Source organism: Nocardia sp. CA-119907 (genome assembly GCF_050955995.1).
Taxonomy (GTDB): Bacteria; Actinomycetota; Actinomycetes; order Mycobacteriales; family Mycobacteriaceae; genus Nocardia.
Window position 1 is genome coordinate 3,090,015 of record NZ_CP192091.1, and the last position, 25,916, is coordinate 3,115,930.

Here is a 25,916-nt window from a genome sequence, read left to right on the forward strand (position 1 = left end):
GGAATCGCAATGTCGAGATGCGCAATTCGATATAAATTCTGCCAAGTTGTTAACAAATGATAGTTGCAATGCGATATGCCGTTTGTCCGAAATTGGTGAATCGGTCCGCTGTGTATTCGCCGCACTGATGTGCCACCGAGGTGGCGGCGGTAGGCCAGCCGCCGGTCAGTGCCGGATCTCCATGGCGATGTGCGCCGCTGGACCCACTACACCTGGCGTAGTACGACCGTGTGAGCGGCGGCGATCGCGTCCGGTAGCTCTTGGCGCGTCGATGAGCGCCGGCCTAGCCTGGACTCCCACCGCGCGTAGAGGAGACGACTGTGCCCGATGTCCGTGAAGTGTGGCAGAGCCGAACCTGGGGGAGCCTCGGTGCTCCGGTGTACGACTTCGTCCTGGATCATCCGGGGCTGGCCCGGCCCGCCGGAGAGGTGCTCTGGGGCTGCGACACCCGCCGGATGTACGCGGCGATGGACATTGTCAATGAGCTGCCGACCGACTCCGCGCTACTGGATCTGCCGGTCGGCGGCGGGGTGACGCTGCGCCGCCTGCGACCGGGGCACAAGATCCGCTACGTGGCGGCCGACATTTCCGATGACCAGCTGGCGGCGGCGCGCCGCGCGGCCGAGCGCGCCGAAGTGTCCGGTATCGACTACGTGCGTGCGGATGTGGTCGACCTGCCCTTCGCCACCGGTGAATTCGACCTGGTGGTGACCTTCGCCGGCCTGCACTGCATGCCGGATCCGGCCGCCGCGGTCGCCTCGCTCGCGCGGGTGCTCGCGCCGGGCGGACGGCTGGTCGGCAGTTGTGTGGTGCGCGGTGTCCGGCGGCGCTTCGACCTGCATATGCGGGTGATGCGGGCGATCGGGGTATTCGGTCCGTCCGGCACTGCCGCCGATCTGTCGAGCTGGATCGCCGCGGCGGGGCTGCGGGAAGTGGAACTGGTGTGCAATGGTGCGCTGGCCCAGTTCACGGCGGTGAAGGACTAGCGGGGCGGCTCGTAGCGGGGACCGACGAGGGCGATGGCGGTATCGACGGCGACGTCGATGATCTCGCTGATATCCCGTCCCTGCTCGACGGTGAATGCGATGAGTTCGCGATAGCCGCCATAGAGGATGGTGGCCATCTGACGGGTCAGCGGGTGCAGTCCGGGGGCCTCGAATCCCGGTGTGGCGGTGAGGCTTTGGATGAGATTGATAAAGGCCTCGCCCGCGTCGTGTTGAACCTGGCGGGCGGCCTCGCCGAGGGCGGGGATGTCGCGGATCCAGGCCAGGGTGATCGTCGGATCCTGTTGCGACGCACCGATCCAGGCCTCGATGGCCTGCCGGACCTGGGTGCGCCAGGGCGCGCCGGCGTCGACCGCATCGTAGATCTGCTGGATCGTCTCGCTATTGCGCTCGGCGAGCAGCGCGATGAAACAGTCCTGCTTGCTGTCGAAATGCTCGTAGAAGGTGCGGCGGGAGGTGCGCGCGTTGCGGACCACATCGGCGACGGTCGTCTCGCGATAACTGCGCTCGCGCACCGCCTCGGCCATCGCGTCGAGCAGCCGACGCCGGAAATCGGATCCCGGCGTGGCCTCGGCGGCGATGCTGGCGGCGGGCTCGGCACGGGTCACGAGAACCAGGTTAGTGCGCCCCGCCGCCAGGGCGATCATGACCTCACCCGCACCGGAACCGGCTCGCCGAGTGCGGTTCGGCTCGCGAACCTGATGGTGCCGTCCTCGATTCGCCCGTGGCGCAGCGCGAGCACATCGTGGGCGTAGTTCATGCCCAACCGCCAGGGCCGCCGCGAACCCGCACGCGGGAACCGGTCGATGGAGCGCTGGACATATCCGGACTGGAAGTCCAACAGCGGTGCCGTCTCGATATCCGGATCGGGCCACGGCACGCACTGGTCGTAGCCGTTGGCATCCATATGCCGTAGCAGTCGGCAGACGAATTCGCCGACCAGATCCGCCTTCAATGTCCAGGACGCATTGGTATAGCCGATGGTGAACGCGAAGTTGGGGACACCGCTGAGCATCATGCCCTTATAGGCCATGGTCTCGTGCAGCGCGACCGCCCGACCGTCGACGGTGAACTCGATTCCGCCGAAGGCCAGCAATTGCAGACCGGTCGCCGTTACGACGATATCGGCCGGCAGGTCGGCGCCGGAGCTCAGGCGCAGGCCCTCGGCGGTGAACCGGTCGATGCGATCGGTCACCACCGCGGCGCGACCCGCTCGGATCGCGCCGAACAGATCCCCGTCCGGTACCAGGCACAGCCGTTGATCCCACGGGTTGTAGGTCGGCTTGAAGTGGACGTCCACCTCGTAGCCGGTGGGCAGTTGCGCGGCATTCTGCTTGCGGATGAGATTGCGGATCATCCGGGGACGTCGCTGGCTCAGCTGGTAGATGAGGGTGCTGACGAGCACGTTCTTCCAGCGGGTGATGGTGTAGGCCCGCCGTGGTCCGAGCCGTTCGCGCAGCCGGATGGCCACCGCGTCCTCGGTGGGCACGGACATGATGTAGGTGGGCGAGCGTTGCAGCATGGTTACCTGCGCCGCCTTCTCGGCCATGGCGGGCACGAGTGTCACCGCCGTGGCCCCGCTGCCTATCACGACGACGCGCTTGCCCTCGTAGTCCAGGTCGGTGGGCCATTGCTGCGGATGTACCAGTTGCCCTCGGAATTCCTCGATTCCGGGAAATTCGGGGGTGTAGCCCTGGTCGTAGCGGTAGTAGCCGCTGCAGACGTAGAGGAAGCCGCAGGTGAGCGTCGAGTTGGTGCCGTCGTATTCGACGGTCACCGTCCAGCGTGCCTCGGCAGTCGACCAGGAGGCGCCGATGACTTTGTGCCCGAATCGGATTCGCCGATCGATTCCGGCATCGGCCGCGGTATCGCGAATGTAGTCCAGGATCGACGGTCCGTCGGCGATGGCCGCGGCCTGCGTCCACGGGCGGAAACGGTAGCCGAGGGTGTGCATATCGGAATCCGAACGCACCCCGGGGTAGCGGAACAGATCCCAGGTGCCGCCGATTGTCGTGCGCGCCTCCAGAATTGCGTAGCTGCGCCCCGGAAACGCGGTCTGCAGATGGTGTGCCGCACCGATGCCCGACAGGCCGGCGCCGACGATCAACACATCGAAATGCTCGGGCCGACCCGCCGCCGGGCCCGGACTCCTCATCGAATCCCTCATGCCGTCGCTCCCACCTCGGCGCGGGCGCGCAGCCGCCGCTCCAACACTGTGTATATGTCGTAGTAGCGGGTCGGCGTCACGCGTGCGAGTGCGTCGAATATGTAGGCATCCGGTCCGACGAGGATCCGGGACTTTCCGCGTTCCACTCCGCGACAGATGATTTCGGCCGCCTTGTCCGGCGAGGTCATGGTGAGCGCCTCGAATTCGGCCGCCATCTGTTCGTGCGAGCGGCCGCGTCCCTCGGGATCCTTTCGGAACCTGGCATTGCGCGCGATATTGGTGGTGATTCCGCCCGGATGCACATTTACCGCGGACACTCCGGTACCCCGAAGCTCCTGGCGAAGTGCGTCGGTGAAGCCCCGCACCGCGAATTTCGCGGCACAATAGGCACTTTGGTATGGCATGCCGACCAATCCGAATACGCTGGAGGTATTCACGATGACGCCCTGATCCTGTTCGACCAGAATGGGCAGAAATGCGCGCGTGCCATTGACGACGCCGTCGAAGTTGATCTGGCGCAGCCATTCATCGTCTTCGGGCACCGCGTGGAGCACCGACGACGACACCGCGACACCGGCATTATTGAATACCGCCGCCAACGGCGCGGTCAGCCATTCGCGCACCTCGGCGGCGAAGGCCAGCTGATCGGCGGCATCGCGCACATCGAGGACCCGCGTGAGCACCGGACCGCTCAGCGACGAGGCCGTCTGCTTCAATCCGGTCTCATCGATATCGGCGATCGCCACCGGTGACCCACGGCGGGAAAGCAATTGGGCGAGACTGCGGCCGATGCCGGAGGCGGCGCCGGTGATCATGGCGGGACGGCCGGACAGCGGCCTAGCGTTGCGGGGCATCGGTGCTCCTGGCAGTTCGGATATGGGTGTCGATGAGGTCGGTGAGCGTCGGCCGGACACCGACGGGCAGATCGTGGCCCATGCCGGGCAGGGTGTGCAGGCGCGCGCCGGCAATGGCGCGAGCGGTGACCGTGCCGCCGGTCGGGTTCACCATCAGGTCGCGGTCACCGTGCAGGATCAGGGTCGGGGCGACGACAGCGCCGAGTTGCGTTGTCCGGTCACCGGATTTGAGGATGCCCGCCAGCTGACGGCCCACCCCGGGCGCGGGGTGCGGATCGCGATCCCAGGTCGTCGCCGCGGCGGTACGCACCGCGGATTCGTCGAACGGATAGCCGAGCGAGCGGATGTGCCGATACATGCGCACCGAGCGATCGATGTGCTCGGTGCGGTTGCGCGCCGGTCGGCCGAACATCAACCGCCAGGTGGACAGGGCCGGTCGCCCCACCCGCGCCGCGCCCGTGGTCGACATGATCGAGGTCAGCGACGCGACGCGGTCCGGATAGCGGGCGGCGACGGTCTGCGCGATCATCCCGCCGAGTGACATGCCGACCAGATGGACCGAGCCCAGCTCGAGCGCATCGATCAGACCCACTGTGTCGGCGGCCATGTCGTTGAGGTCGTATTGCGCTGTGTGCCAGCGCTTTCGCAGGAAATCGAGCGGACCCGGCGGCGGAAAACCGAAGTGCGTCGACTTCCCGACATCGCGATTGTCGAAGCGGATGACGTCATAGCCGCGTGCGACGAGGAGATCGCACAAACCGTCGGGCCAGTCGTGCAGTTGCTGACCGAGACCCGCGACGAGCAGCAGTGGCGTGCCGCCGCTGCCGAGGCGCTCGTAGGCGAGGGTGACCCCGCGGCCCACATCGGCGAATAGTTCGGGCCGACCCGTCGCCCGGCCGGCATCGCTCGTCGGATCGTTCAGCGATGCTTCCGTCATGCCGTCACCTGCGCGGTCTGCGCTGCCGCGGCCGTGGTGGGCACGGACGCGCGGCGATACACCACGGCGCGCCCCTTCTTGGCGGGCACCAGCGCGACACCGCGGAAGTGTGTCCGCTCGTCCGGCGCATCGGTCGGTGCGAGCGTGAAATCCCTCAGCAGCGTGCGCAATACGACATTCATCTCCATGGTGGCGAATGCCGCACCGATGCAGCGTCGTGCGCCGCCGCCGAACGGGATCCAGCTGAAGGTGCCGGGCCGAACCCCGACGAACCGGTCCGGGTCGAAAGCGCGGGCGTTGGGGAACAGCTCCTCGTTATCGTGTACGAGCCGGATGGAGACCAGCACATTCTGCCCCTTGGGCAGCGTCCACCGACCCAGCTGCATGGACTCCGCACGGATCTTGCGGGCCGTCGCGTCGATCACCGGCCGGACGCGCTGCACCTCGAGCAGGGTGGCCTCGCGCAGCGCCGAACCACCCTCGTCCACCTCGGCGACCAAGCGGGCCAGCACTTCCGGATGGCGGCGCAACCGCTCGACGGTCCAGGACAGTGTGGTCGCCGTGGTCTCGTGCCCCGCGGTGAGCAGGGTCAGCAGTTCGTCGGCGATTTCGCTGTGGGTCATCGCGGTGCCGTCGTCGTAGCGGGCCTGCAGCATCATCGCGAGCACATCGTCGCGGTCGGCGAGTCGGTCGTCGGCGGCGGCGCGGTCGATGAGTCGGCCGACGATTTCGTCGTAGTGGCGGCGGTGTGCGGTGAAGCGGGCCCAGGGTCCGAAGCGCCCCAGGAACTTTCGCGGCACCGGCAGCGCGGCCAGCGCCGAGCCGACCAGCACCAGTTTGGGCAGCAATTCGCGCAACTCGTCGAATTCCCTACCCTCGGCGCCGAATACCGCGCGCAGGATCACATTCAGGGTGATCCGCATCATCGAATCCATGGTCGCGAACTCCTGGCCCTGCGGCCAAGTCGCCAGTTCGCGGACGGTCTCCTCCTCGATCAGCGCCTCGTATACGGCGAGACGGCGGCCGTGGAACGGCGGGGTGAGCAGTTTGCGCTGCTTGCGATGTTCGGCGCCCTGCAGTGAGAACAGCGAGCCGGGACCGAGGAACTGGCCGAGATTGACATCGACATTGTCGGCGATATCGGAGCTCGCGGTGAACAGCGCCTTCACCTCGGCCGGATCGGATAGCACCACCATCCGGCCGAACCTGGGTAGGTAGACGGTGAATGCCGAGCCATAGCGGTCGTGCAGCCTGCGCCAAGCGCGGGTCCGGCCCGCCATCACCTCCACGGCCTGAAACAGAGCCGGAGTAGTAGGCCCGTCGGGCAATTTCACCGTGGTCATGCGGCACCTCCCAGCGTGGTACATCTGCGTACCATCAGCACGGTACGCTCACGTACCGACTGTGGCAAGGGTCACTTTCGTGCAGGCGGTCGAAGGCCTTGTTTTCGCTGATTGCCGCCCGCCCGGAAGGTGCGGTGACTAGCGTTGGCCCGTGCGCAGGCGTCGGTGGCTGACAGCGGGCGAGTGGTTCGGGCGGCTAGCCCTGGCCGATCGACCGGTGGCTCGGGCCTGGCTCGCGGTCCTGGCGTCGGTGGTCGTGCTCGGCGGTGTGGCACCGGCTCCCGCCGAACCGATCGCCGCCGACCTCGTCACCATCGAAACCGGTCAGCTGCGCGGCGTGCTGGTCGCGGACCATCGGTTGTTCGCGGGCATCCCCTATGCCGCCCCGCCGATCGGGGACTTGCGGTGGCGGGCACCGGCTCCGGCCGCGGGGTGGCCGGGTGTGCGCGATGCCGCGGCGGCCGGGCCGAGTTGTCCGCAGGAGAGCGGTGTCTTCGGTCTGCTGGGGGCGAATCCGACGAAGTCGGAAGACTGTCTGTACCTCAATGTTTCGACACCGCGCAGCCTGCCGGCCGACGGCCGTCCGCTGCCGGTGCTGGTCTGGATCCACGGCGGCAGTTTCACCAGCGGTTCCGGCGATATCTACGGTGCCGATCCGCTGATCGCGCACGGTGACGGTGACCTCATCGTGGTCACAATCAACTACCGCCTCGGCGCGCTCGGCTTCCTCGCCGCCTCCGCGCTCGACGACGGCTCCGGGGCCGGGAACTACGGCTATCTGGATCAGCAGGCCGCGTTGCGGTGGGTGCGACGCAATATCGCGGCCTTCGGTGGTGACCCGGAGCAGGTGACCCTCGCGGGTGAGTCCGCGGGCGCAGGGTCGGTGTGCACGCAGCTGGCCGCGCCGAGTTCGCATGGGCTGTTCCGTGCCGCGATCCGAGAGAGCGGCCCGTGCTCGGTCGGCGTGCCGGTCGCGACGGCGACGGCCAATGGCGACGCCTATGCCGCACGTCTCGGCTGCACCGGACCCGAGCCCGCCGCCTGCCTGCGCGCCTTGCCGGTCGACACATTGGCGAACAATCCCATTACCGCGACCGTCTACGGCGGACCGTTCCTGCCGATCGGCCCGCAGGCGGCATCGCGCAACGGATCCCTGGCCGCGGTGCCTACCCTCGTCGGTGCGAACAATGACGAGATGGCGCTCTGGGTGTACTTGAAATACGGTGTGCCCCTTGGTAAGCCGCTGACCGCAGCCGGATACCGCGACGCACTGGCCGCCGCAATGCCCGACCTGACATCGGAGCAAATCGACCGCGTCGAGCAGGTCTACCCGGCTGCCGCCTATCCCCAGCCCGCGCTCGCACTCTCGCGTGCCTGGACCGACCGCACCCTGACCGCGCTGACTGTCGAGTACGCCGCGCTGAGCCCGCACAACCCCACCTACATCTACTCTTTCGATGATCCGGCGCCGCTCGCCCCGCCGAATATCTTCCCGCTCGGCGCCTTCCACGCCAGCGAGCTGATATCGCTGTGGAGCCTGCGCAACCTCAGCTGGGTCTACGGTGCCGTGCTCACCCCCGACCAACAGCGCCTCGCCAGCGAAATGCGAAGGTACTGGACTCGATTCGCCATCGACACCCGTCCGGATCCGGCCGGCCTCGAACCGATTCCGGCCTACGACCCGGCCGCACCGCTCGTCATGTCCTTCCGCCCCAGCGGAAGCCGCCTCATCGACACCTATGCCGCCGATCATCGAGCCGACTTCTGGGTGACGCTGCTGCCGCGCTGATCGCCTGTCGGTCCGCGAGTCCGAGCGATCTCGGGACTGAATGTCATTGACGCGCTGTCGTTCTGCTTCGCTGCCGCGAACCCGAGCGGTCGAAATGGTCGTATCCCGTTGGCCTCAGCGGACATACGAGGTCATCGCGTCGCCGCCGTCATGATACAACACTGTAAACTTCGAATCTCCGATGGAGAAGTGGGGTGTGGCGTGCAGTCGTGGTCGTCGATCGTGGCGGATGTGCGGCAGTGGTGGTGGATCTATCTGTCGATGCCGTTCATCGCGGGCGGGATCGGGTGGTTCACCAAGCTGATCGCCATCGAGATGATGTTTCGTCCGCTGGAGTTCGTCGGGGTGCGGCTGGGCCGGATTCCATTGGGCTGGCAGGGGATGCTGCCGCGCCAGGCCGAGAAGATGGCGGGCATCGCCTACGACATGATCAGCACAAATCTGCTGCAGCCGCAGGAACTTTTCGACCGACTGGACGCGGATCAGCTGATCAAGGAGGTCGAGGCGCCGATGCGCCGGGCCGTCGACGATGTCGTGCGTTCCATGGCGGTCGACTACTACCCGGGACTGTGGGAGGCGATGCCGGAGGTGACCCGGCGCGCGGTGATCGGGCTGATCCAGTCCGAGACACCGAAATACGCGGTCGCGGCGATCGAGGACGCCAAGCGCGATATCGTGCGGCTGTTCGACCTGCGCGCCATGGTCGTATCGAATCTGACCGCGGATAAAGCGCTGCTGAATCGGATGATGCGCGATATCGCCGGGGCCCAGATGACCATGATCCCGAAGATCGGCTTCTGGTTCGGGCTGCTCATCGGCGTCGGACAGGCGATCATGTGGGCGCTGTTCCGCGAGCCATGGCTGATGCCGGTATTCGGCTTCGTGAACGGATGGGTCACCGACTACATCGGGCTGCAGATGCTGTTCCGCCCGCACGAGCCCGAGCGGTACTTCGGAATCTTCACCTGGCATGGGCTTTTCGCGAAGAATCGGCACGAATTGATCCCGCAGTACGCGCATCTGATCGCCGCGGAGCTGCTCACGCCGGATAAGATCGTCGACGCCATCCTGAAGGGGCCCGCGGCGGACCGGGTATTCGAACTGGCCGCCAAATATGTCGATCGCGCCGCGGACGCCGCGCCGAGCCTGGCCAAACCGCTGGTCACGCTGACCGTCGGCACCGACCGATGGCGGGAGCTGAAAGCGACGGCGGCCGAACGGGTTTTCGCCCACGCCGAGGTCACCACCCAGCAGGCACACGCCTACACGATGCAGGCCATGGATATCGAGAACACCGTCATCGAACGGATGGGGGAGCTCTCACCCGCGCAGTTCGAGAATCTGCTGCGACCCGCCGTGAAGGAGGACGAGCCGACGGCGATCGCGGTCGGCGCGGTACTCGGCGGGATCGTCGGGGAACTGCAGATTCTGTTCATCGAGCGGATCACACTCGAGCACTGGGCGTGGCCCCTCGGTCTATTGCTGCACTGACGCCGAACCACGGATGCGCGGACCGATGGCCCGCGCATCCCACCGACTTTCAGATCTTGCGGATGACCGTGACGACCTTGCCGAGGATCTGCGCGTCATTACCCGGGATCGGCTCGAACAGCGGATTGTGCGGCATCAGCCAGACATCTTTGCCGGTGCGCTTGAACGTCTTGACCGTCGCCTCACCCTCGATCATCGCGGCCACGATATCGCCGTTGTCGGCGACATTCTGCTGGCGCACGACCACCCAGTCGCCATCGCAGATCGCGGCGTCCACCATGGATTCACCGACGACCTTGAGCAGGAACAGCGAGCCGTCGCCGACCAGTTCGCGCGGCAGCGGAAACACGTCCTCCACCGCCTGCTCGGCCAGGATCGGGCCACCGGCGGCGATCCGGCCCAGGACGGGCACGAAGGTCGGCACCGGCCTGCCGGTGTCGACATCCTCGGCGGTCGGCAGGCTGGTCACCGCGCGGACCGCCTCGTCGAGGCCGCGAACATCCACGGCCCGTGGCCGATTCGGGTCGCGCCGTAAATAGCCCTTGCGCTCGAGGGAGCGCAACTGATGGGCGACCGAGGAGGTGGAGGTGAGTCCGACCGCGTCGCCGATCTCGCGGATGCTCGGCGGATAGCCGCGCTCGCTCACCGAGGTGCGGATGACCTCGAGGACCTTGCGCTGACGCACGGTGAGATCCGCCCCGGTTCCGGACGGGTCGGTGCCAACTCCGCTCTCGTCGCCCGTGTCGTCTGTGTGGCTCACCGCAACCGCCCTTCCGTGTGATGGATTTCGTCTACCGAATCTAGTCCGGTTACGCCGATGTATCAAACATCTGTTCGAGGCATGTCGGCGTTTTCTGCTGACTTTGTCGGTGGCGCATGGTAGAAATCGAACACGAGTTCTTCGAACATTTGATCGAACAGCTACCCCCATCGTCTCGTGACATACCTGAGCACCCACTAACACCCCTTCATGGAGGTTTGTCCGATGAGCACTGCGATCAGCGCCCCGAGCACCGACCTGGAAACCGAGTCCGACCTCGGTTTCGATTCCGTTCCCCGGGTCCAGCGCCCGCATCGCGGTGGTGTCCGCGCCCTCGATGCCACGCGGGCCGGGGTGGATCGGGGGCCGCGCGGCAGCAGGCCCGGCGGTGCGGTGGCGCTCTACGATCGCGGTCCGGTTCGAACGTCCGCGCTGCGGCAGGCGCGGGGTCCGCATCCGATGGAACGGGTGGAACAGGCGCAGGTCGGCTACGCGGTGCTGGCGGTGGCCGCGCTATTGAGCGCACTGGTGGTGACGGCACTGATCGGGGTGGCGCATTGGCGTGCCGGGACTTTCGGTGGTGAGACCCCGGCGACGGCGCCCGCTGTGGTCGAACAGCAATCGGTTCCGGACGGTGCCGGAATCGGCGTGCCGCGATAGCACTCGGCGAAAGTCGGTGTGGCGGATGGTGACCGGCAGATCGGGCCACGAAGAGTGGCCGAAATTGTCGATTGCAAACTAGAACATGTTGTTACTGTGCCTGAAAACGTGATCTGGGCAACTATGCCGACGAACGATTTCGGGACACCACGCAATGACGCATCGCCGCACCGCTGAACACGCTGTCCGCATTCTCGCCCGAATCGCCGGGCTGCTCACCTGTCTTGTCTTCGGCCTCACCATGATTCCGGCCGCGCACGCGGCGCCCGCATACCGGGCATATCTGGATCTACCCGCGGTCAATGGCGACGGCGCGAGCGGCGGTGGCCTGAATCCGGCACTGCCACTGGACGAATCGACACTGCGCGAAGCACTCGACGAGGCCAGGGCCGACGGGGTGGCGCCGAGCCGCTACGGCACACTGCTGCACCAGTATTGGCTGGTGGTCTCGACCCGCAATGCCGATATCGACCTCGCGGCCTGGGATCCGGCGCTCGGCGTGCGCGCCAACCAGCGCACCTTCAGCCAGGTCTACGTCAACTACTTCCGGCTGGCGAATCAGCATCGGGACTACTGGTGGGCCGGGCTCGCCGGGATCGCGGGCGGCTCGTTCGCCTCGGGTTTCTTCGACCTCAGCGATATCGGCATGGTGCTCGACGTGCCCGGCATCCACCAGCTCGGCAATGCGGTCGCCGACCTGTTGCGTTCCACCCCACCGGAACTGGTGGCCAAGGTGCCCGCCGATATCCGCCTGCTGGCCACCGAGGGTGCGCGGCTCGGCGCCGACGATGTCACCTGGTACCAGACCCGGCTGATGATCATGCAGAAGCACATCTTCACCGACCTGGTCCCGATGCACGAGGCCTATGCCGCGCTGGGAATGGCCGGAATCGACGAAATGTACGCCGCCGGGGTGATCGATGCCGATATTCGCACCGCATGGCAGTCGATCGATTCCCACACCCAGAGCGGCAATATCGATGCGCTGATCCGCATGACCGATCGCGAGCAGAACCGCGTCATTGCCGATCAGTGGGACGTGACCTCGGCGGGCCGCGGCACGATGGGCCGGGTGCTGACCTATGTGAGCACCGTCGCGGGTAAGCCCGCCGTACCCGGCGTCCGCGCACCCGGTGTCTTCGCGCCCGCGACCGTCAGCGCCGATATCACCGGTCGCACGGTATCGCTGCGCACCCCGCTGCCGGACTTCAACTGGGCCGACCGCGATACCCGCTGGACCTACATCATGGGCGACCTGGCGCCGCGCCATATCGATATGGAGAGCAACCGGCCCTTCGCCGAGGTCGTACTCGGCGAATCCTTCTGGAACAAGCTCGCACACGGCCGGATGCTCGCGCGCATCCCGGAACTGATCGCCGATCTCACCACCCAGTGGCAGCTCGGATAACCGCCCGCCGCGCGGGGTAGGTGGGACGGGTGAGACGCCTGGTGACCCCTCCCAGGTATCCTGGAACCGATATGGATGTATAGGTCTAGACCCCTGTACACGTGCTCGCCGGATCGGAACGCCGAACCGGAGCCGATTCGGACGCGGGCGCGCGCATCGACGAAGGATCTCTCGGATGCATTGCCCCTACTGCCGACACCCCGACTCGCGGGTCGTCGACTCGCGTGAGGCCGAGGAAGGCGCGGCCATCCGCCGTCGGCGTTCCTGCCCGCAGTGTGGGAGACGATTCACCACGGTCGAGACCGCGATCCTATCGGTGGTCAAGCGCAGCGGTGTCACCGAACCGTTCAGCCGGGAAAAGGTCATCCGCGGTGTGCGCCGCGCCTGCCAGGGCCGCGAGGTCGCCGAGGACGCACTCAACCTGCTCGCCCAGCAGGTGGAGGACGCGGTGCGTGCCAAGGGTTCCCCCGAGGTCCCCAGCCATGAGGTCGGCCTGGCGATCCTCGGCCCGCTGCGCGATCTGGACGAAGTGGCCTACCTGCGCTTCGCTTCGGTGTACCGCTCCTTCACCTCGGCCGACGACTTCGAACGCGAAATCGCCGACCTGCGCAAACATCGCGAGGAAGCGACGGTCGCGGCCAGCGCGGACTGATCACCGCGGTCACAGGCAGATGCCCGGCGGACGTGAGCAGCCGAAGCTGCCCATCGCCTGCCCGGGGCAGATGGTGACCGATCCGGTGTCGAGCAGCCGGACCAGCTGTCGCTGCAGGTCGCTATCGGCGCTGGCTGTGGTGTCGATGGCTCGCGCCCCCAGAACTACCGCGGTACCCGAGCAGTCCTGGTGGGCCGTCAGCGGCGGATGGCGGCGATGGTCTTTTCGATGCGTTTGGTGGAGACCGGGTAGGGGGTGCCCAATTTCTGGGCGAAGAGGCTGACCCGGAATTCCTCGATCATCCACCAGATCTCGGCGACGTCGGGGGCGTTCTTGCGGGTGTCGGGAAGGGTGTTGACGAGGCGGTCGTAGGCGGTGAGCGCGCGGTCGATCTCGACCATGCCCTGGCGGTCACGGACGGCGGATCCGGGCAGTGATTCGAGGCGGACGCGCGCGGCCTGGAGGTAGCGGGGGAGTTCGCGCAGACGCGTGCTGCCCCATTCCGAAATGAATCCAGGGAAGACGAGGTCGTCGAGTTGATGGCGGACGTCGTCGGCGATATCGCGTTCGGAAGTGTCGGCGAGGATGGAAGAAACCTGGTGTGCCCCAGCCAGAATCGGGACCACGAGACGCACGATGCGGGCAACGGCGGAGACGAACTCGGGGCGGATCCGCGCGACCAGGGCATCGAATTGGTCCGGACTGCGCACCGGGCCGCCGGCGGCGGCGATCAGTTCGTCAGCGGCGGCGGCGCGGCAGTCCTCGACGAGTAGGTCGAGTGAGCCGTACGGATTCTGGCTCAGCGCCAGCCGATCCCGCGGCCGCAAACTCGCGGTGACGGTGCGGACCGAGGTCGGCATGGCGGCCAGCACCAGGGTGCGCGTGCCCGCTCGCATGGCGGCGGCCTGTTCGGCGGGCGAGCTGAGCACCCGGACCGCGACCCCCTCGCCCTCGGGGACCAGCGCCGGATAGCCGGTGACGGTCTGGCCGGCGACCTCGCTGCGCACCGTCGGCGCGACCGTCCCGAGTGATTCCGAGGTCCACACCGTGGCGGGAGCACGCTCGGCACCCGCGGTCGCGCGGGCGACCGAGGCGGAAACCTGTTCGGACAGTTGGGTTTTCAACTGGGACAGGTTCTTGCCGCGTGCCAATGTGGTGCCGGAGGCATCGATCGCGGCGAAGGTCATGCGCAGGTGGTCGGGAAGGGCGGCGGGGTCGAGATCACGCGCCGCGATGGTGACCGAACCGAGGCGCGACAGCTCCCGCGCCAGGCCGGTGCGCAGGGGTTCGGCGCGCGGGGTGAGCGCGGCGAGTGCGGCCGCGGCGAAGTCCGGTGCGGGAACGACGGTGCGTCGCAATGCCTTCGGCAGAGTCTTGATCAGTGCGGTGGCCAGCTCTTCGCGCATGCCGGGGACCAGCCAGTCGAAGCCGACGGCGCGCACATGCGCCAATTGTTCGACCGGGATCCGCACCGTGACACCGTCATCGTCATTGCCGGGCTCGAACTGGTAGGTGAGCGGGAAGCTCAGCTCACCCTGGCGCCAGGCATCGGGGAAGTCGGTCAGGTCCAGGACCGCGGCCGCCTCATTGACCACGGTCTCGGTCGAGAAGTCCAGCAGCGCTGGATCCTTGCGCTCGGCGGTGCGCCACCAGCTGTCGAAATGGCGCACCGAGACGATATCGGTGGGGATGCGCTTGTCGTAGAACTCGAAGAGGACCTCGTCATCGACCAGGATGTCGCGGCGGCGGGCGCGGTGCTCCAAATCGGCAACGTCGTCGAGGAGTTCGCGATTGCGGTGGAAGAACTCGTGCCGGGTCTGCCATTCACCCTGTACCAGCGCATGCCGGATGAACAGTTCGCGCGACAGCTCCGGATCGATACGGCCGTAGTCGACGGCCCGGCTCACGACCAGCGGCACGCCGTACAGCGTGACCCGCTCATAGGCCCGCGCCGCCCCGCGCTTGGACGACCAATGCGGTTCGGAGTAGGTGCGCTTCACCAGGTCCCCGGCGAGGCGCTCGGCCCATTCGGGCTCCACCCGCGCCGCCATCCGGCCCCAGAGCCGCGAGGTTTCGACGAGTTCGGCGGCCATCACCCAGCGGGGCGGCTTCTTCGCCAGGGAGGAGCCGGGGAAGATCATGAACTTGGCATTTCGCGCGCCGAGGAATTCACGCGATTCGGCCTCGCGGACGCCAATGTGGGAGAGCATGCCCGCCAGCAGTGCCTGGTGAATCGCGGTCGAATCCCATGGGGTGCCATCGTTTTCGAGTGCCGCGGCCTGAGGTGGCGCCTCGGCACCACGTCCGCCGCGCGCCGCTTGCGGTCGCGACGTGACGTTCTCGGGTGCGCGGCCGCCCCGGCGACGGTTCCCACCAGCGCCGGACGAGTCGGTGTCGCGTTTTCCGCGCTGTCCGCCGTCATTGTCTCGAACCGGGGCGGAACTGTTTCGTCCGCCGGATCGTCCACGGCGCGACGTGGTTTCGTCACCATCCGAGCCATCGTGCGTCGACCATCCGAGCCCACGCGTGATAGTCCGCAACTGTCCGTGTAGATCCTGCCACTCCCGGATCCGCAGGTAGTGTAGGAACTCATCACGGCACATGCGTCGGAACTGATTGGACGACAGCGACTTTCGTTGCTCGTTCAGGTATTCCCACAACCGCAGGTAGGCCAGGAAATCCGAGCCTTCGACCACGAACCGCGCGTGTTGGGTATCGGCGGCCTGCTGCTGGTCCGCGGGTCGCTCGCGCACATCCTGAATGGACAGCGCGGCCACAATGATCAGCACATCGGCCAGACAGCCATTGCGGTGCGCCTCGACCAGCATCCGGGCCATGCGGGGATCGACCGGCAGCTGCGCCATTTCGCGACCGGTGGGGGTGAGCGTCAGCGTCGCATCGGACCGTGTGTCCGTGGCTTCGTCAGCATGGATCTGTTTGCCCGCAACGCTATCGGCGCTGCGCCGTCCCTGAGTAGTGCTGGTGCGCGTCTCCTCGATGGCGTCCGGTCCGGCGGCGCGGCGCGCGGGTGTCGCGGTGGCGCGCGGCGCGAGTGCGCCCAATTCCTCCAGCAGCGCGATACCGTCTCGGATCGCCCTGCGATCCGGCGCCTCCACGAACGGGAACTTCTCGATATCGCCGAGGCCGAGTGCGGTCATCTGCAGGATGACTGCGGCCAGATTGGTCCGCAGGATCTCCGGTTCGGTGAAGGCGGGCCGGGATTCGAAATCGTCCTCGGAATACAGCCGGATGCAGATGCCGTCGGCGACACGGCCGCAGCGTCCGGCACGCTGGCGGGCCGAGGCCTGGGAAACCTCTTCGATGGGTAGGCGCTGCACCTTGGTGCGCATCGAATAGCGGGAGATGCGCGCGGTACCGGGGTCGACGACGTACCGGATGCCGGGGACGGTCAGCGAGGTCTCGGCGACGTTGGTGGCCAAGACGACTCGTCGACCGGCATGCGGGGCGAATACCCGATGCTGCTCGGCCGTCGATAGGCGCGCGTAGAGCGGTAGGATCTCGGTGCGCGGAATCTTCAAGTCGCGCAACGCATCCGCGGCGTCACGGATCTCGCGTTCACCGGATAGGAACACCAGCACATCGCCATCGCCCTCGGCGAACAGTTCGCGCACCGCGTCGCCGATGGCATCGACCGGGTCGCGATCCACGATCCGGGTGTCCTCGTCGTCCTCATCGGCGCTGCCGGGTAGCTCCAGCGCTAGCGGACGGTACCGGATCTGTACGGGATAGGACCGGCCGGAAACCTCGACAATCGGTGCGGGAGTGCCCGATTCGTCATCTGTTTGCTGCGCGCTGGTGTCGTCTGTTCGCTGCGCGCCGGCATCGTCCGTTTGCTTCGCAAAGTGCCGCGCGAACAACTCCGGATCGATGGTCGCCGAGGTGATGATCACCTTGAGATCCGGTCGGCGCGGGAGCAATTGCTTCAGATAGCCGAGCAGGAAGTCGATATTGAGGCTGCGCTCGTGCGCCTCGTCGATGATGATCGTGTCATAGCGGCGCAGCAGCCGGTCGCGCTGGATCTCGGCGAGCAGGATGCCGTCGGTCATCAGCTTGATGAGCGTGCGATCGGAGGCTTGATCGGTGAAGCGCACCGTATAGCCGACAACGTCGCCGAGTTCGGTGCCCAACTCTTCGGCGATGCGCTCGGCGACGGTGCGCGCGGCCAGCCGCCGTGGCTGGGTATGCCCGATGGTGCCGCGAATGCCCCGGCCGAGTTCCAGGCAGATCTTCGGAATCTGGGTGGTCTTACCCGATCCGGTCTCACCCGCGACGATCACCACCTGGTTCTCCATGATCGCCTTGGCGATATCTTCGCGGCGCGCGGAGACGGGTAGCTGCTCGGGATAGCGAATTTCGGGTACCGCGGCGCGGCGAGCCTCGACGCGCTGCTCGGCCGCCGCGATCTCTGCCGCGATATCGGTGAGATCGCCGCCGCGGGCCCGGTCCAGGCTTCGGCGCAACCGGTGTTCATCGCGGAGCGTTACGGCGGCCAGGCGGGTCCGGAGCTCGCGGAGATTCGCATCGGCTGTCCTGGTCATTGCGTTCACCAGGGTAGCGAAACCGGTGCGTCGAATCCGAGGCGGGCGTGAGCATCCGGTGCCCACACCCGCGAACAGGGTGGCGACGCCGTTCGTCGACCGGCCCGGTTCACCGATCACAGCGGTCCTGATATGCGCCGTTTCCCTGATCACCGGCCTGGTTATTCGCACCGGCGTCTTCGCCCTGTTCGCGGTCGCCGTCGCCGCGCTCGGGGCACTGGTCGACCGCCAGCGCGACCGTGATCAGCCGGGCAGGTCCGCTCCCGAGCGGGCGTGCCGGAATCCGGATCCGGTGAACACGAGTGCCGAGATCAGCAGCCCGACGACCGCGATCCACAGCGTCCACCGAATGCCGAGCCAGGCGGCCAGCACGCCACCCACCGGTGCGCCGATCACGATCGCGGCCCGGTTCAATGACCGCATGGTCGCATTCATCCGGCCGAGCAGACGGTCGGGTGTGACGGCCTGGCGGTAGCCCATTTCCAGCGGACTGTCGATGCCGATGGAGACACCGAAAAGGAACTGAGCGGAGCACAGCAACGCCAGACCGGCAACTCGTTGTGCGCCAAGGGGATCAGCGCATATCCCATGGGCGACAGCCACCGGCAGCCGATGATCATCGGCCCGATGCCGAATCGCCGACCGGCGCGTTCGGGGACCGATGCCCCGGCCACGGCACCGACGCCGCCGCAGGCGAAGCTCAATCCGAGCGCGGAAGCGTCGAAGCCGAGTTCGTCGATCACGAAGAGCACGTACACCGTCGACACCATCGCACTGAAAAAGAACCAGCCGTGCGAGGCGATGGCGAGCGGGGCGAGCATCCGATGCCCGTACACCCAGGTCAGCCCTTCGCGCAGTTCCCTGCGCAGATTCCGGTCCTGCGGCGGATCGGATCGCTCGACCACGCGCAGCCGCGCCACGATCAGTCCGGAGATCAGATACGACGCCGCGTCCACCATGATCGCCAGCGGCGCGCCGACGATCCGGACCAGCCAGCCCCCGATGACCGGCCCGCAGGTCTGCGCCGCCGCCGAGGACTGTTCCAGCCGGGCATTGGCGGGGGTGAGCAGCTCCGGTGGCACCAGCGTCAGCAGAAACGACTGATGTGCGGCGTCGTAGGCCAGTGACACCGTGCCGAATACCAACACGACCGCGATCAAGACCGGCATGCTCAGGGCGCCGGTCGCCGCCGACAGCGGGATGAGCGCGAGCAAACCCGCCCGCACCAGATCGGCGGCCACCAGGACCGGCCGCCGCCGATACCGATCGACGAGCACGCCGGCGATCAGACCGAACAGCAGATACGGCAGCCAGCGCGCGGCGCCCAGCACACCGAGCTCGATGGGCGATGCCCGCATTGTCTCGACCGCGAGCACCTGCAGCGCCAGCGCGGTGATGGAGGTACCGACCAGCGACAGGCTGTCGGCGGAACAGAACCACAGGAAGCCGGTGGATGACAGCAGCGGATACCGGGCGAACAGGTTCGCTGGTTGTCACGTTCCCCCCGACGGTCGGCCTCAGGCTACCTCGCGGTCGGCCAGATCCGTTGGAGGCGGGTGGCTTCCGCCTCCGCTTGGGCGAATCCGGCTCGGAAGGACGGTATCCAGTGTGCGCGGTCGTGCAGGTCGCTGCCGAAGGCATCGATCGATCGTTGGTCCGGGGTGATCGCCAATGACTCTCCGGGCCGCGCGGATCGCAGTTCCGCGTCGAGGGCGGTGGTCGAAAACAGGTGTGCCAGTGGATGAATGGTGACGAGAAGTTCGGCCCCGGCGGCCAGATCCGCATTGGTGGCGGAGTACATGCCGCCGTCCATGAAGCGACGGTCGCCGATGGTCATGGGCGGGTAGACGCCGGGCATCGCGCGACTGGCGACCACCGCGTCCGGCAGGGCGACCGCATCGCGTTGATCGAAGACTCGGCGCTGGCCCGCGCTGGCGTCGACGGCGACGACCAGCAATCGGTCCGGCCACTGTGCGGTGCCGATCAGGGTTCGCATGCGCTCGACGTGGACGGCATCGTGTTCGGCGCTCATTTCGCGCGCGATCTCGCCGACTCGTCGCCGCCTGAGCTCCGGTGCCGTTTCGCTATCGCCGAGGACCGCGAACACGCGGCCCAGCGCGCGCGGGTCGGGCGGAGGTAATTGCGGGTCGGACGGCGCGGGGTGCCGGGGTGCGGCGAGTTCGCCCGGATCTCGGCCGGAAGCGAGGACCGCGCCGACGATCGCGCCCGCGGAGGTGCCGACGATCAGGTCGGCGGCGGCGAGAGCGATGCCGTGCTGGCGCAATCCGGCGGCCAGACCGGCCATCCAGGCGGTGCCGACGACACCACCGGCGCCCAATACCAGCGCCCGACTCGGAAACTGTTCCACCGCACCGACCTTACGGCCCGATCGAGTAGCGGCTGCCATAGCGGCGGCTGCGGCCCGCGTTCGCGGTGCTGCTCGCGGATATCGCCCGCTGGGGCGAACAGAGGTGGGTGGATGAGGTGGCGCACTGGTTCATGCCTATCGTGATGGTCGTGGACCGGGGCTGGCGCCGGTCGTGCTGGGTTTCCGGGCGGCTGATCGCGGGCGGGTCGGTCCGCCCGCTCGGCTGCGGCGCGTGCACCCTGATCCGTGGGCCGATCGTCGACTGGTATCCGTACCGGTTCAACGACCGGTGCCGACAGATAGGTGGCGGCCTGGTGGTCCCGGTCATCGGGTTCGCGCTGCTCGCACTCGCGGTGGTCGCGCTCGGTGAATCGGGCTTCGGCCGGTGCAGTGCGGACGTAGTGATGTGGTTGTCGAGGTAGAGGTGGTTGATATGGGTGCGCTATGGCACGGGTTCGCCGATATGGGCGCCGTCGAACGCGACGGTGCGTTCGTCGTCGCACGCGGTGCGGGTGCCTACGTCTACGACCAGGCGGGTACCAGGTATCTGGACGCGACGGCCGGGCTGTGGTTCACCAATGTCGGGCATGGTCGCGCGGAGATAGCCGACGCGGTCGCCGAGCAACTGCGCACGGTCGCGCACTACTCGAACTTCGGTGATTTCACCGAACCCGCCACCCAGGAATTGGCGGAGAAGCTGGCGAGCATCGCACCGGTGCCCGGCAGCAAGATCTTCTTCACCTCCGGCGGCTCGGATTCGGTGGACACCGCCGCGAAACTCGCCCGCCGCTACTGGCACGAGCTGGGTCGCCCGGATAAGACGATCGTGGTCGGACGTCAGCGCGCGTATCACGGAATGCACGTCGCGGGAACGGCCTTGGCGGGTATCCCGGTCAATCGGGAGGGCTATGGCGAGCTGATGCCCGATGCCCGCACCGTCGCATGGGACGATGCGAAGGCGCTGCTCGCGCTCATCGAGGAGATCGGCGCGGAGCGCATCGCCGCCTTCTTCTGCGAACCCATTATCGGCGCGGGCGGGGTGTACCTGCCGCCAGAGGGCTACCTCGCCGAGGTCCGCCGCATCTGCCGCGACCACGACATCCTCTTCGTAATCGACGAGGTCGTCACCGGCTTCGGCCGCATCGGCGGATCCTGGTTCGCCGCAACCCGTTTCGATCTCGAACCCGATCTCATGACCACCGCCAAGGGCCTCACCTCCGGCTACGTCCCGATGGGCGCGGTCTTCATCGCCCCCCATATCGCCGCCCCCTTCTACAGTGGCGGTGTCTGGTGGCGCCACGGCTACACCTACGGCGGCCACGCCGGAGCCGCCGCCGCGGCATTGGCCAACCTGGCCATCGTCGAACGCGAGGGCTTGCTCGACGAGGCGAAGCGCCTGGAAACCACCCTGCACGAGAAGCTCGCTCCGCTCGCGGATCACCCGCGCGTCGCCGAGGTCCGCAGCGGTCTCGGCGCGGTCGCCGCGATCCAGCTCGCCGATCCCTCCGAGGGCCTGCCGCTGGTGAAAACCCTACGGGAACATGGCATTTCGGGACGTGCCGCCGGTCAGGGCGCCATGCAGATCTCGCCGTCGTTCGTGATGACCGACGACCAGGTCGACGAACTCGTCGAGGGCTTCACCCGCGCTCTGGGCTAGTCGGCCGATCGCAGCGAAGTTGGCCCGGGTTCAGTTGCGGGCGAGCGCGCGGTCGGCCAGCGCGGCAACGATCGGCGCGAGCGACTTGGCGTAGCTGACCGTCAGGTGGTTGTCGTCCCGGTAGATCAGGTTGTTGCGGTTGATGAGCGGGCAGCGGTCGGTGGTGCAGAACAGCGCCGTGAGGTCCGCGTACTGCCCGTTGCCCGCCGTCGTCGCGGCCCGTTCGGCGGCGATGCCCGCGTCGTTCACGGCGACCGGCCGCGGCGGGGCGCAGGCCAGCGCGTCGTCCAGATGGTCGGATAGGCAGGTCGGCACGGTGCTGTGCGGATCCGGAATCGGCCCGAGGACAAGGACATTCGCGCCGGTCGCCCGCAGCTGTGTGGTCAGCCGGGTCAGGCTATCGATCCAGGCTTGGTCGTAGGTGGTGAACCCGAAGTCGCCGCCGTATCGCCGGGACATGCTCAGCACGATCAGCCGCGGATGCTCGGCCTGCAGCCGGGACAGGATCTGGTGCCGCCACTGCACACATTCGGTGTATTCCCGGCCCAGGTAGGGGCTGGTGATGGGCAGTTCCATCAGCGGGCAGGTGACCTTGCTCAGCGTTTCCAGGCGCCAATGGCGCTGCTCGGCGATCTGCTCGAACGCGGGGCTCCACATCGCGGCGTGCGAATCGCCGACCAGTGCCACCGTGCTCTCCGAGCCGGTATCGCCCGACGCGCATTCGGGCTGTCCGACATCGAGCCAGGAACGCACGCAACCGTTTCCGAACACCGTCGCCTTGTCTGCCGGCGCGTCGGCGAGTGCCGGGGAGAGATTCGACGGCAGCGACTGCGATTCGGCCGATGCCGCGACGGCGGCCTGCACCTGCGCGGTCAGCTGTTGAACCACCGCGTCGTGCGGATCACCGGCTTCCGGTTGCGGCGCGTCCGGCGACGTCACCACGGTCAGGGCCTCGGCCGGCGCGCCACGGCCCACCGGGACGGGCACGAGCATGAGCAGCACCACCCCAACGATGACGCCGACCGCGGTGACCGCACCGCCGCCGGCGAGGCTCAGCGCGGCCGAATGCCGCAGCGGCGCCGCAAAACGGGCCCGATCCTCGACGAACCACAGCGTGAGCATGGCGAGGCCACCGGCCGTGACGACCGCGCCCACCGAGCCGGGCGCATCGAGCGGGTGACCGACCAGCCGTGGCGCGAGCAGCAGCACCGGCCAGTGCCAGAGATACCAGGAGTACGAAAGACGACCGAGCGCCCGCAGCGGAGCTGCCGACAGTACGCGACCGACGCCCAGCCGGGGTGCGGCACAGCCCGCGGCGACGATCAACGCGGCGCCCAGCACGGGTAGCAGCGCCGCAGTGCCGGGATACGGTGTCCGCCCGTCCAAGTGGATGCAACTCAGGACGATCAATCCCAGCCCCAGCCACCCGGCGACGGTGGCCAGCGGTGCCGGAAATCGGTGCCATCCGGGGACCGAAAGCGCCACGATGCCGCCGACAGCCAGCTCCCACGCCCGCGCGGGTAGCGCGAAGAACGCCCACGACGGCAGCGTGCTGGTCCAGGCCAGCGAAACCGCGAACGACAGCGCGGCAACTACCGCGAGGACGAGCAGATACGGAACCGGCGAGGCGTCCGCTGCTGGCCTGCGTCGGCGCCGCACAGACCAGGCGATGCCGATGATCAGCGCAGGCCACAACAAGTAGAACTGCTCCTCCACCCCGAGCGACCAGTAGTGCTGAAACGGCGAAGGCGGCGCATCGGCGGCGAGATAGTCGGTGCCGTGCACGGCAAGCCGATAATTTCCCGCGTACAGCGCACTGGCAATCCCGTCGCCGAGCACCTCGCGGGCCTGCAGCGGAGGCAACAGCGTCGCCGCACCGACCGCGGTCGCCACCAACACGATGCCCGCGGCAGGCAGCAACCTGCGCGCCCGGGCGCCATAGAACCGCGCAAGCCCGATCGTTCCGGTAGCCGCCACCTCACGCCACAGCATCCCGGTGATAAGGAATCCGGAGATGACGAAGAAGACATCGACACCGACAAATCCACCACTGACGCCGGGCACACCCGCATGAAAGACAACGACGGCCAGCACCGCGACCGCACGCAGTCCCTCGACGTCGGCCCGAAATTCCGCGCGCGCAGGCCGCGCGTTGTACGTCCGGTCGTCCGAGTCGGCCTGCCGGACCAGCAATTCGGTGGAGGCGGTCCCTGTCATAGGACGCATTCTTATCAGCTATTTTTCGGCTATCGGCGCAGCGACATGTGGTATTTGTCGACAGCCCGTATCGGCGCCGCGTGAAATCTGAAAACCGACCCCCGAGTCGGTATTTCTGGCTCTAACCGAGCCGGCAGGACGAAGCGATGTCAGCCGTGGAACCAGGAACAACCAGGCCCGGGCTGGGCATCCGGCGTACCTTGGTAGCGCGGGAGGGCAGCGTCATCGCCTCCTCGTCAAGGAGGGTCGTATCTGGTCACGATCACCACCATTGACGGCACAGAGACCTTCTACACTGAAGACCTGAAGATGATCACCGTGCCGGTGCTGGTGATGCACAGCGAGGACGATCAGATCAAATTCCGTATAGGGCCTCCGGCCCGTTGTCCGCGCAGCTTCTCGAGAACGGCGCGCTGAAGACCTGTGAGGGCTCCCCGCACGGCATGCCGAGCATCCAGGCGGAGACCGTCAACGCGGACCTGCTCGCCTTCCTGAATGCCTGACACCGGGGCCGACTCCAGCGACGTCACGGCAAGGCCGCAGAATCCGCGCCGCGACCGGCACCGAAACCGACGGACGGACCGAGGAAGCTGATGGCCGAGACCGCTCGCACAGAGATCACGTCGTCGTTACGCTGGCCGCGCTTGCGGGTCGAGGAGTGGACCGCTACCCGCGACACGGTGCACATGTGGACCCAGATCATCGGCAAGATTCGACTCGCTCATGCGCCGATGATCAACCACTGGTGGCAGGTGACCCTCTACGTCAGCCCGCGGGGATTGACCACCTCCGCGATGCCCTACGAGGCCGGTGTGTTCGACATCGAGTTCGACTTCACCGAGCATCGGTTGCACATTCGAGCCGGTGATGGCAACGCCCGTCAGGTCGCGCTCGAACCCAAGCCGGTGGCAGATTTCTATGCCGAAACGATGGGCGCGCTCGACGAGCTCGGCATTGCGGTACAGATTCAGGCGAAGCCCAACGAGGTCGATACTGCGATCCCGTTCGCCGATGACTACGAACATGCTTCCTATGATCGCGACGCCGTCCATCTGTTCTGGCGTCAACTCGTCGCGGCCCATCGAGTAATGAGCGAGTTTCGCTCGTATTTCATCGGAAAGGTGAGCCCGGTGCACTTCTTCTGGGGCGCCATGGATCTGGCCTGCACCAGGTTTTCCGGCCGCACCGCACCGAAGCATCCGGGCGGCGCACCCAACTGCGGTAATTGGGTGATGGTAGAGGGCTACTCCCACGAGTTGAGCAGCTGCGGTTTCTGGCCGGGTGGCGGCGAAGAAGGCGCCTTCTACGCCTACGCCTATCCCGAACCCGACGGCTTCGCCGACTATCCGGTCGGTCCTCGGCACGCCTTCTACAGCGCCGAGAACGGCCAGTTTCTGCTGCCCTACGAGGCGGTACGCACCGCCGCAGATCCGGAACGAAGCCTGCTGGAATTCCTGCACACCACTTATCGAGCGGCCGCCGAATGCGGCAAGTGGGACCGAGCAGCACTCGAATGCGATCCGCACCGGTGGGACCCGAAACAGCGAACACCGAACGAACGGAGGGAATCGTGACCAATCGGAATGACCTACCTGCTCCCGAACAGGGACTGCTCCTGACGCATTTCCTGACCGTGCGCGACGTGGCTCGGTCCCGAGATTTCTACGCCGAAATTTTCGGTGGCCAGGTCGTGCTGGCGGAAAACCCGGCCATCGTCAAGGTCGCCAACAGCTGGATCATCATGAACCCGGGCGGCGGCCCTACCCCGGATAAGCCCGATATCATTCTGACCGCCCATGAACCAGGTGATCCGATCTCGACATTCTTGAACGTGCGGGTCGCCGACATCGCCGCGTTCTACTCCGACGCCAAATCCAAAGGGGCACAATTCCTCACCGAACCACTCGACCGCAAAGCCGAGATCCGGTGCTATCTCCGCGACCCGGACGGCTACCTCATCGAGATCGGCCAGGCCACCGGCATGCTCCACGGCGAATACGCCGACCGGCAGGCAGGGAGCGCTGACAAGGGAGAAAGCTAGCGGTTACCG

The 25,916-nt window shown here is 67.0% G+C and carries 21 protein-coding genes and 1 pseudogene; 11 read left to right on the top strand and 11 right to left on the bottom strand.

From position 1 onward, the window contains the following. The first annotated feature begins 320 nt into the window (after positions 1–320). Positions 321–986 carry a class I SAM-dependent methyltransferase gene (locus tag ACQP2D_RS13580; RefSeq protein ID WP_433684055.1) on the top strand — a complete coding sequence of 222 codons (666 nt, stop codon included), beginning with the start codon at positions 321–323 and terminating at the stop codon, positions 984–986. On the opposite strand, the gene ACQP2D_RS13585 is transcribed toward ACQP2D_RS13580, so the two are convergent. Genes ACQP2D_RS13585 through ACQP2D_RS13605 form a run of 5 tightly spaced genes read right to left on the bottom strand, consistent with a single transcriptional unit; the run spans position 983 to position 6,305 of the window. Continuing rightward, entirely contained in the window at positions 983–1,612 is a 630-nt protein-coding gene (locus ACQP2D_RS13585) for a TetR/AcrR family transcriptional regulator (RefSeq protein WP_433684056.1), read from the bottom strand. The two genes, ACQP2D_RS13580 and ACQP2D_RS13585, sit on opposite strands and share 4 nt — an antisense overlap. Positions 1,613–1,647: 35 nt before the next feature. Next, positions 1,648–3,171, bottom strand: a complete 1,524-nt coding sequence (locus ACQP2D_RS13590; protein WP_433684057.1) for a flavin-containing monooxygenase — start codon at positions 3,169–3,171, stop codon at positions 1,648–1,650. Next, positions 3,168–4,025, bottom strand: coding sequence for an SDR family NAD(P)-dependent oxidoreductase (locus ACQP2D_RS13595; protein ID WP_433684058.1), 858 nt, complete (start codon positions 4,023–4,025; stop codon positions 3,168–3,170). Before ACQP2D_RS13595 ends, ACQP2D_RS13590 begins: the two co-directional genes overlap by 4 nt. After that, on the bottom strand, positions 4,009–4,962 hold the full coding sequence (locus ACQP2D_RS13600; protein ID WP_433684059.1) for an alpha/beta fold hydrolase: 954 nt from the start codon (positions 4,960–4,962) through the stop codon (positions 4,009–4,011). The genes ACQP2D_RS13595 and ACQP2D_RS13600 overlap by 17 nt, the downstream gene beginning before the upstream one ends. After that, positions 4,959–6,305, bottom strand: coding sequence for a cytochrome P450 (locus tag ACQP2D_RS13605; RefSeq protein WP_433684060.1), 1,347 nt, complete (start codon positions 6,303–6,305; stop codon positions 4,959–4,961). The genes ACQP2D_RS13600 and ACQP2D_RS13605 overlap by 4 nt, the downstream gene beginning before the upstream one ends. A 151-nt stretch (positions 6,306–6,456) precedes the next feature. Between ACQP2D_RS13605 and ACQP2D_RS13610 the strand changes: the two genes are divergently transcribed. Both ACQP2D_RS13610 and ACQP2D_RS13615 read left to right on the top strand, forming a co-directional pair. Next, a complete protein-coding gene (locus ACQP2D_RS13610; RefSeq protein ID WP_433684061.1) occupies positions 6,457–8,094 on the top strand; it encodes a carboxylesterase/lipase family protein in 1,638 nt (545 codons plus the stop codon). 201 nt (positions 8,095–8,295) lie between these two features. After that, entirely contained in the window at positions 8,296–9,585 is a 1,290-nt protein-coding gene (locus ACQP2D_RS13615) for a DUF445 domain-containing protein (protein WP_433684062.1), read from the top strand. 49 nt (positions 9,586–9,634) lie between these two features. Here ACQP2D_RS13615 and lexA read toward each other — a convergent pair whose 3' ends face one another. Further along, positions 9,635–10,345 carry a transcriptional repressor LexA gene (gene lexA, locus ACQP2D_RS13620; RefSeq protein WP_433684063.1) on the bottom strand — a complete coding sequence of 237 codons (711 nt, stop codon included), beginning with the start codon at positions 10,343–10,345 and terminating at the stop codon, positions 9,635–9,637. Between the two features lie 225 nt (positions 10,346–10,570). Here lexA and ACQP2D_RS13625 point away from each other — a divergent pair, with 225 nt between their 5' ends. From ACQP2D_RS13625 to nrdR, 3 genes are all read left to right on the top strand, one after another. Continuing rightward, positions 10,571–11,005 carry a hypothetical protein gene (locus ACQP2D_RS13625; protein WP_433684064.1) on the top strand — a complete coding sequence of 145 codons (435 nt, stop codon included), beginning with the start codon at positions 10,571–10,573 and terminating at the stop codon, positions 11,003–11,005. Positions 11,006–11,159: 154 nt separating this feature from the next. Further along, entirely contained in the window at positions 11,160–12,413 is a 1,254-nt protein-coding gene (locus tag ACQP2D_RS13630; protein WP_433684065.1) for a hypothetical protein, read from the top strand. 175 nt (positions 12,414–12,588) lie between these two features. Continuing rightward, complete coding sequence (nrdR, locus tag ACQP2D_RS13635; protein ID WP_063038396.1) at positions 12,589–13,065, top strand: transcriptional regulator NrdR; 477 nt, start codon at positions 12,589–12,591, stop codon at positions 13,063–13,065. Between the two features lie 197 nt (positions 13,066–13,262). Here nrdR and hrpA read toward each other — a convergent pair whose 3' ends face one another. From hrpA to ACQP2D_RS13655, 4 genes are all read right to left on the bottom strand, one after another. Continuing rightward, entirely contained in the window at positions 13,263–17,624 is a 4,362-nt protein-coding gene (gene hrpA / locus ACQP2D_RS13640; protein WP_433684066.1) for an ATP-dependent RNA helicase HrpA, read from the bottom strand. A gap of 243 nt (positions 17,625–17,867) precedes the next feature. Continuing rightward, a complete protein-coding gene (locus ACQP2D_RS13645; protein ID WP_433684067.1) occupies positions 17,868–18,059 on the bottom strand; it encodes a hypothetical protein in 192 nt (63 codons plus the stop codon). After that, positions 18,056–19,105 (bottom strand): MFS transporter, encoded by a 1,050-nt coding sequence (locus ACQP2D_RS13650; protein ID WP_433685640.1) that lies wholly within the window; start codon positions 19,103–19,105, stop codon positions 18,056–18,058. Before ACQP2D_RS13650 ends, ACQP2D_RS13645 begins: the two co-directional genes overlap by 4 nt. A 41-nt stretch (positions 19,106–19,146) precedes the next feature. Further along, a complete protein-coding gene (locus tag ACQP2D_RS13655) occupies positions 19,147–19,992 on the bottom strand; it encodes a patatin-like phospholipase family protein (RefSeq protein WP_433684068.1) in 846 nt (281 codons plus the stop codon). Positions 19,993–20,057: 65 nt separating this feature from the next. Between ACQP2D_RS13655 and ACQP2D_RS13660 the strand changes: the two genes are divergently transcribed. Further along, positions 20,058–20,414 (top strand): Pr6Pr family membrane protein, encoded by a 357-nt coding sequence (locus ACQP2D_RS13660; RefSeq protein WP_433684069.1) that lies wholly within the window; start codon positions 20,058–20,060, stop codon positions 20,412–20,414. 11 nt (positions 20,415–20,425) lie between these two features. Then, on the top strand, positions 20,426–21,649 hold the full coding sequence (locus ACQP2D_RS13665) for an aspartate aminotransferase family protein (protein ID WP_433684070.1): 1,224 nt from the start codon (positions 20,426–20,428) through the stop codon (positions 21,647–21,649). Positions 21,650–21,679: 30 nt separating this feature from the next. On the opposite strand, the gene ACQP2D_RS13670 is transcribed toward ACQP2D_RS13665, so the two are convergent. Then, complete coding sequence (locus ACQP2D_RS13670; RefSeq protein ID WP_433684071.1) at positions 21,680–23,866, bottom strand: acyltransferase family protein; 2,187 nt, start codon at positions 23,864–23,866, stop codon at positions 21,680–21,682. 279 nt (positions 23,867–24,145) lie between these two features. On the opposite strand from ACQP2D_RS13670, the pseudogene ACQP2D_RS13675 reads away from it, so the two are divergent. The 3 genes and pseudogenes from ACQP2D_RS13675 to ACQP2D_RS13685 form a co-directional block, all read left to right on the top strand. Beyond that, positions 24,146–24,369, top strand: a pseudogene (locus ACQP2D_RS13675) (alpha/beta hydrolase); the annotation flags it as partial. Between the two features lie 90 nt (positions 24,370–24,459). Then, positions 24,460–25,440: a DUF5996 family protein gene (locus tag ACQP2D_RS13680; protein ID WP_433684072.1), complete on the top strand. Its 981-nt coding sequence runs from the start codon at positions 24,460–24,462 to the stop codon at positions 25,438–25,440. Further along, positions 25,437–25,907: a VOC family protein gene (locus ACQP2D_RS13685; RefSeq protein WP_433684073.1), complete on the top strand. Its 471-nt coding sequence runs from the start codon at positions 25,437–25,439 to the stop codon at positions 25,905–25,907. Before ACQP2D_RS13680 ends, ACQP2D_RS13685 begins: the two co-directional genes overlap by 4 nt. The last annotated feature ends 9 nt before the right edge of the window (positions 25,908–25,916 follow it).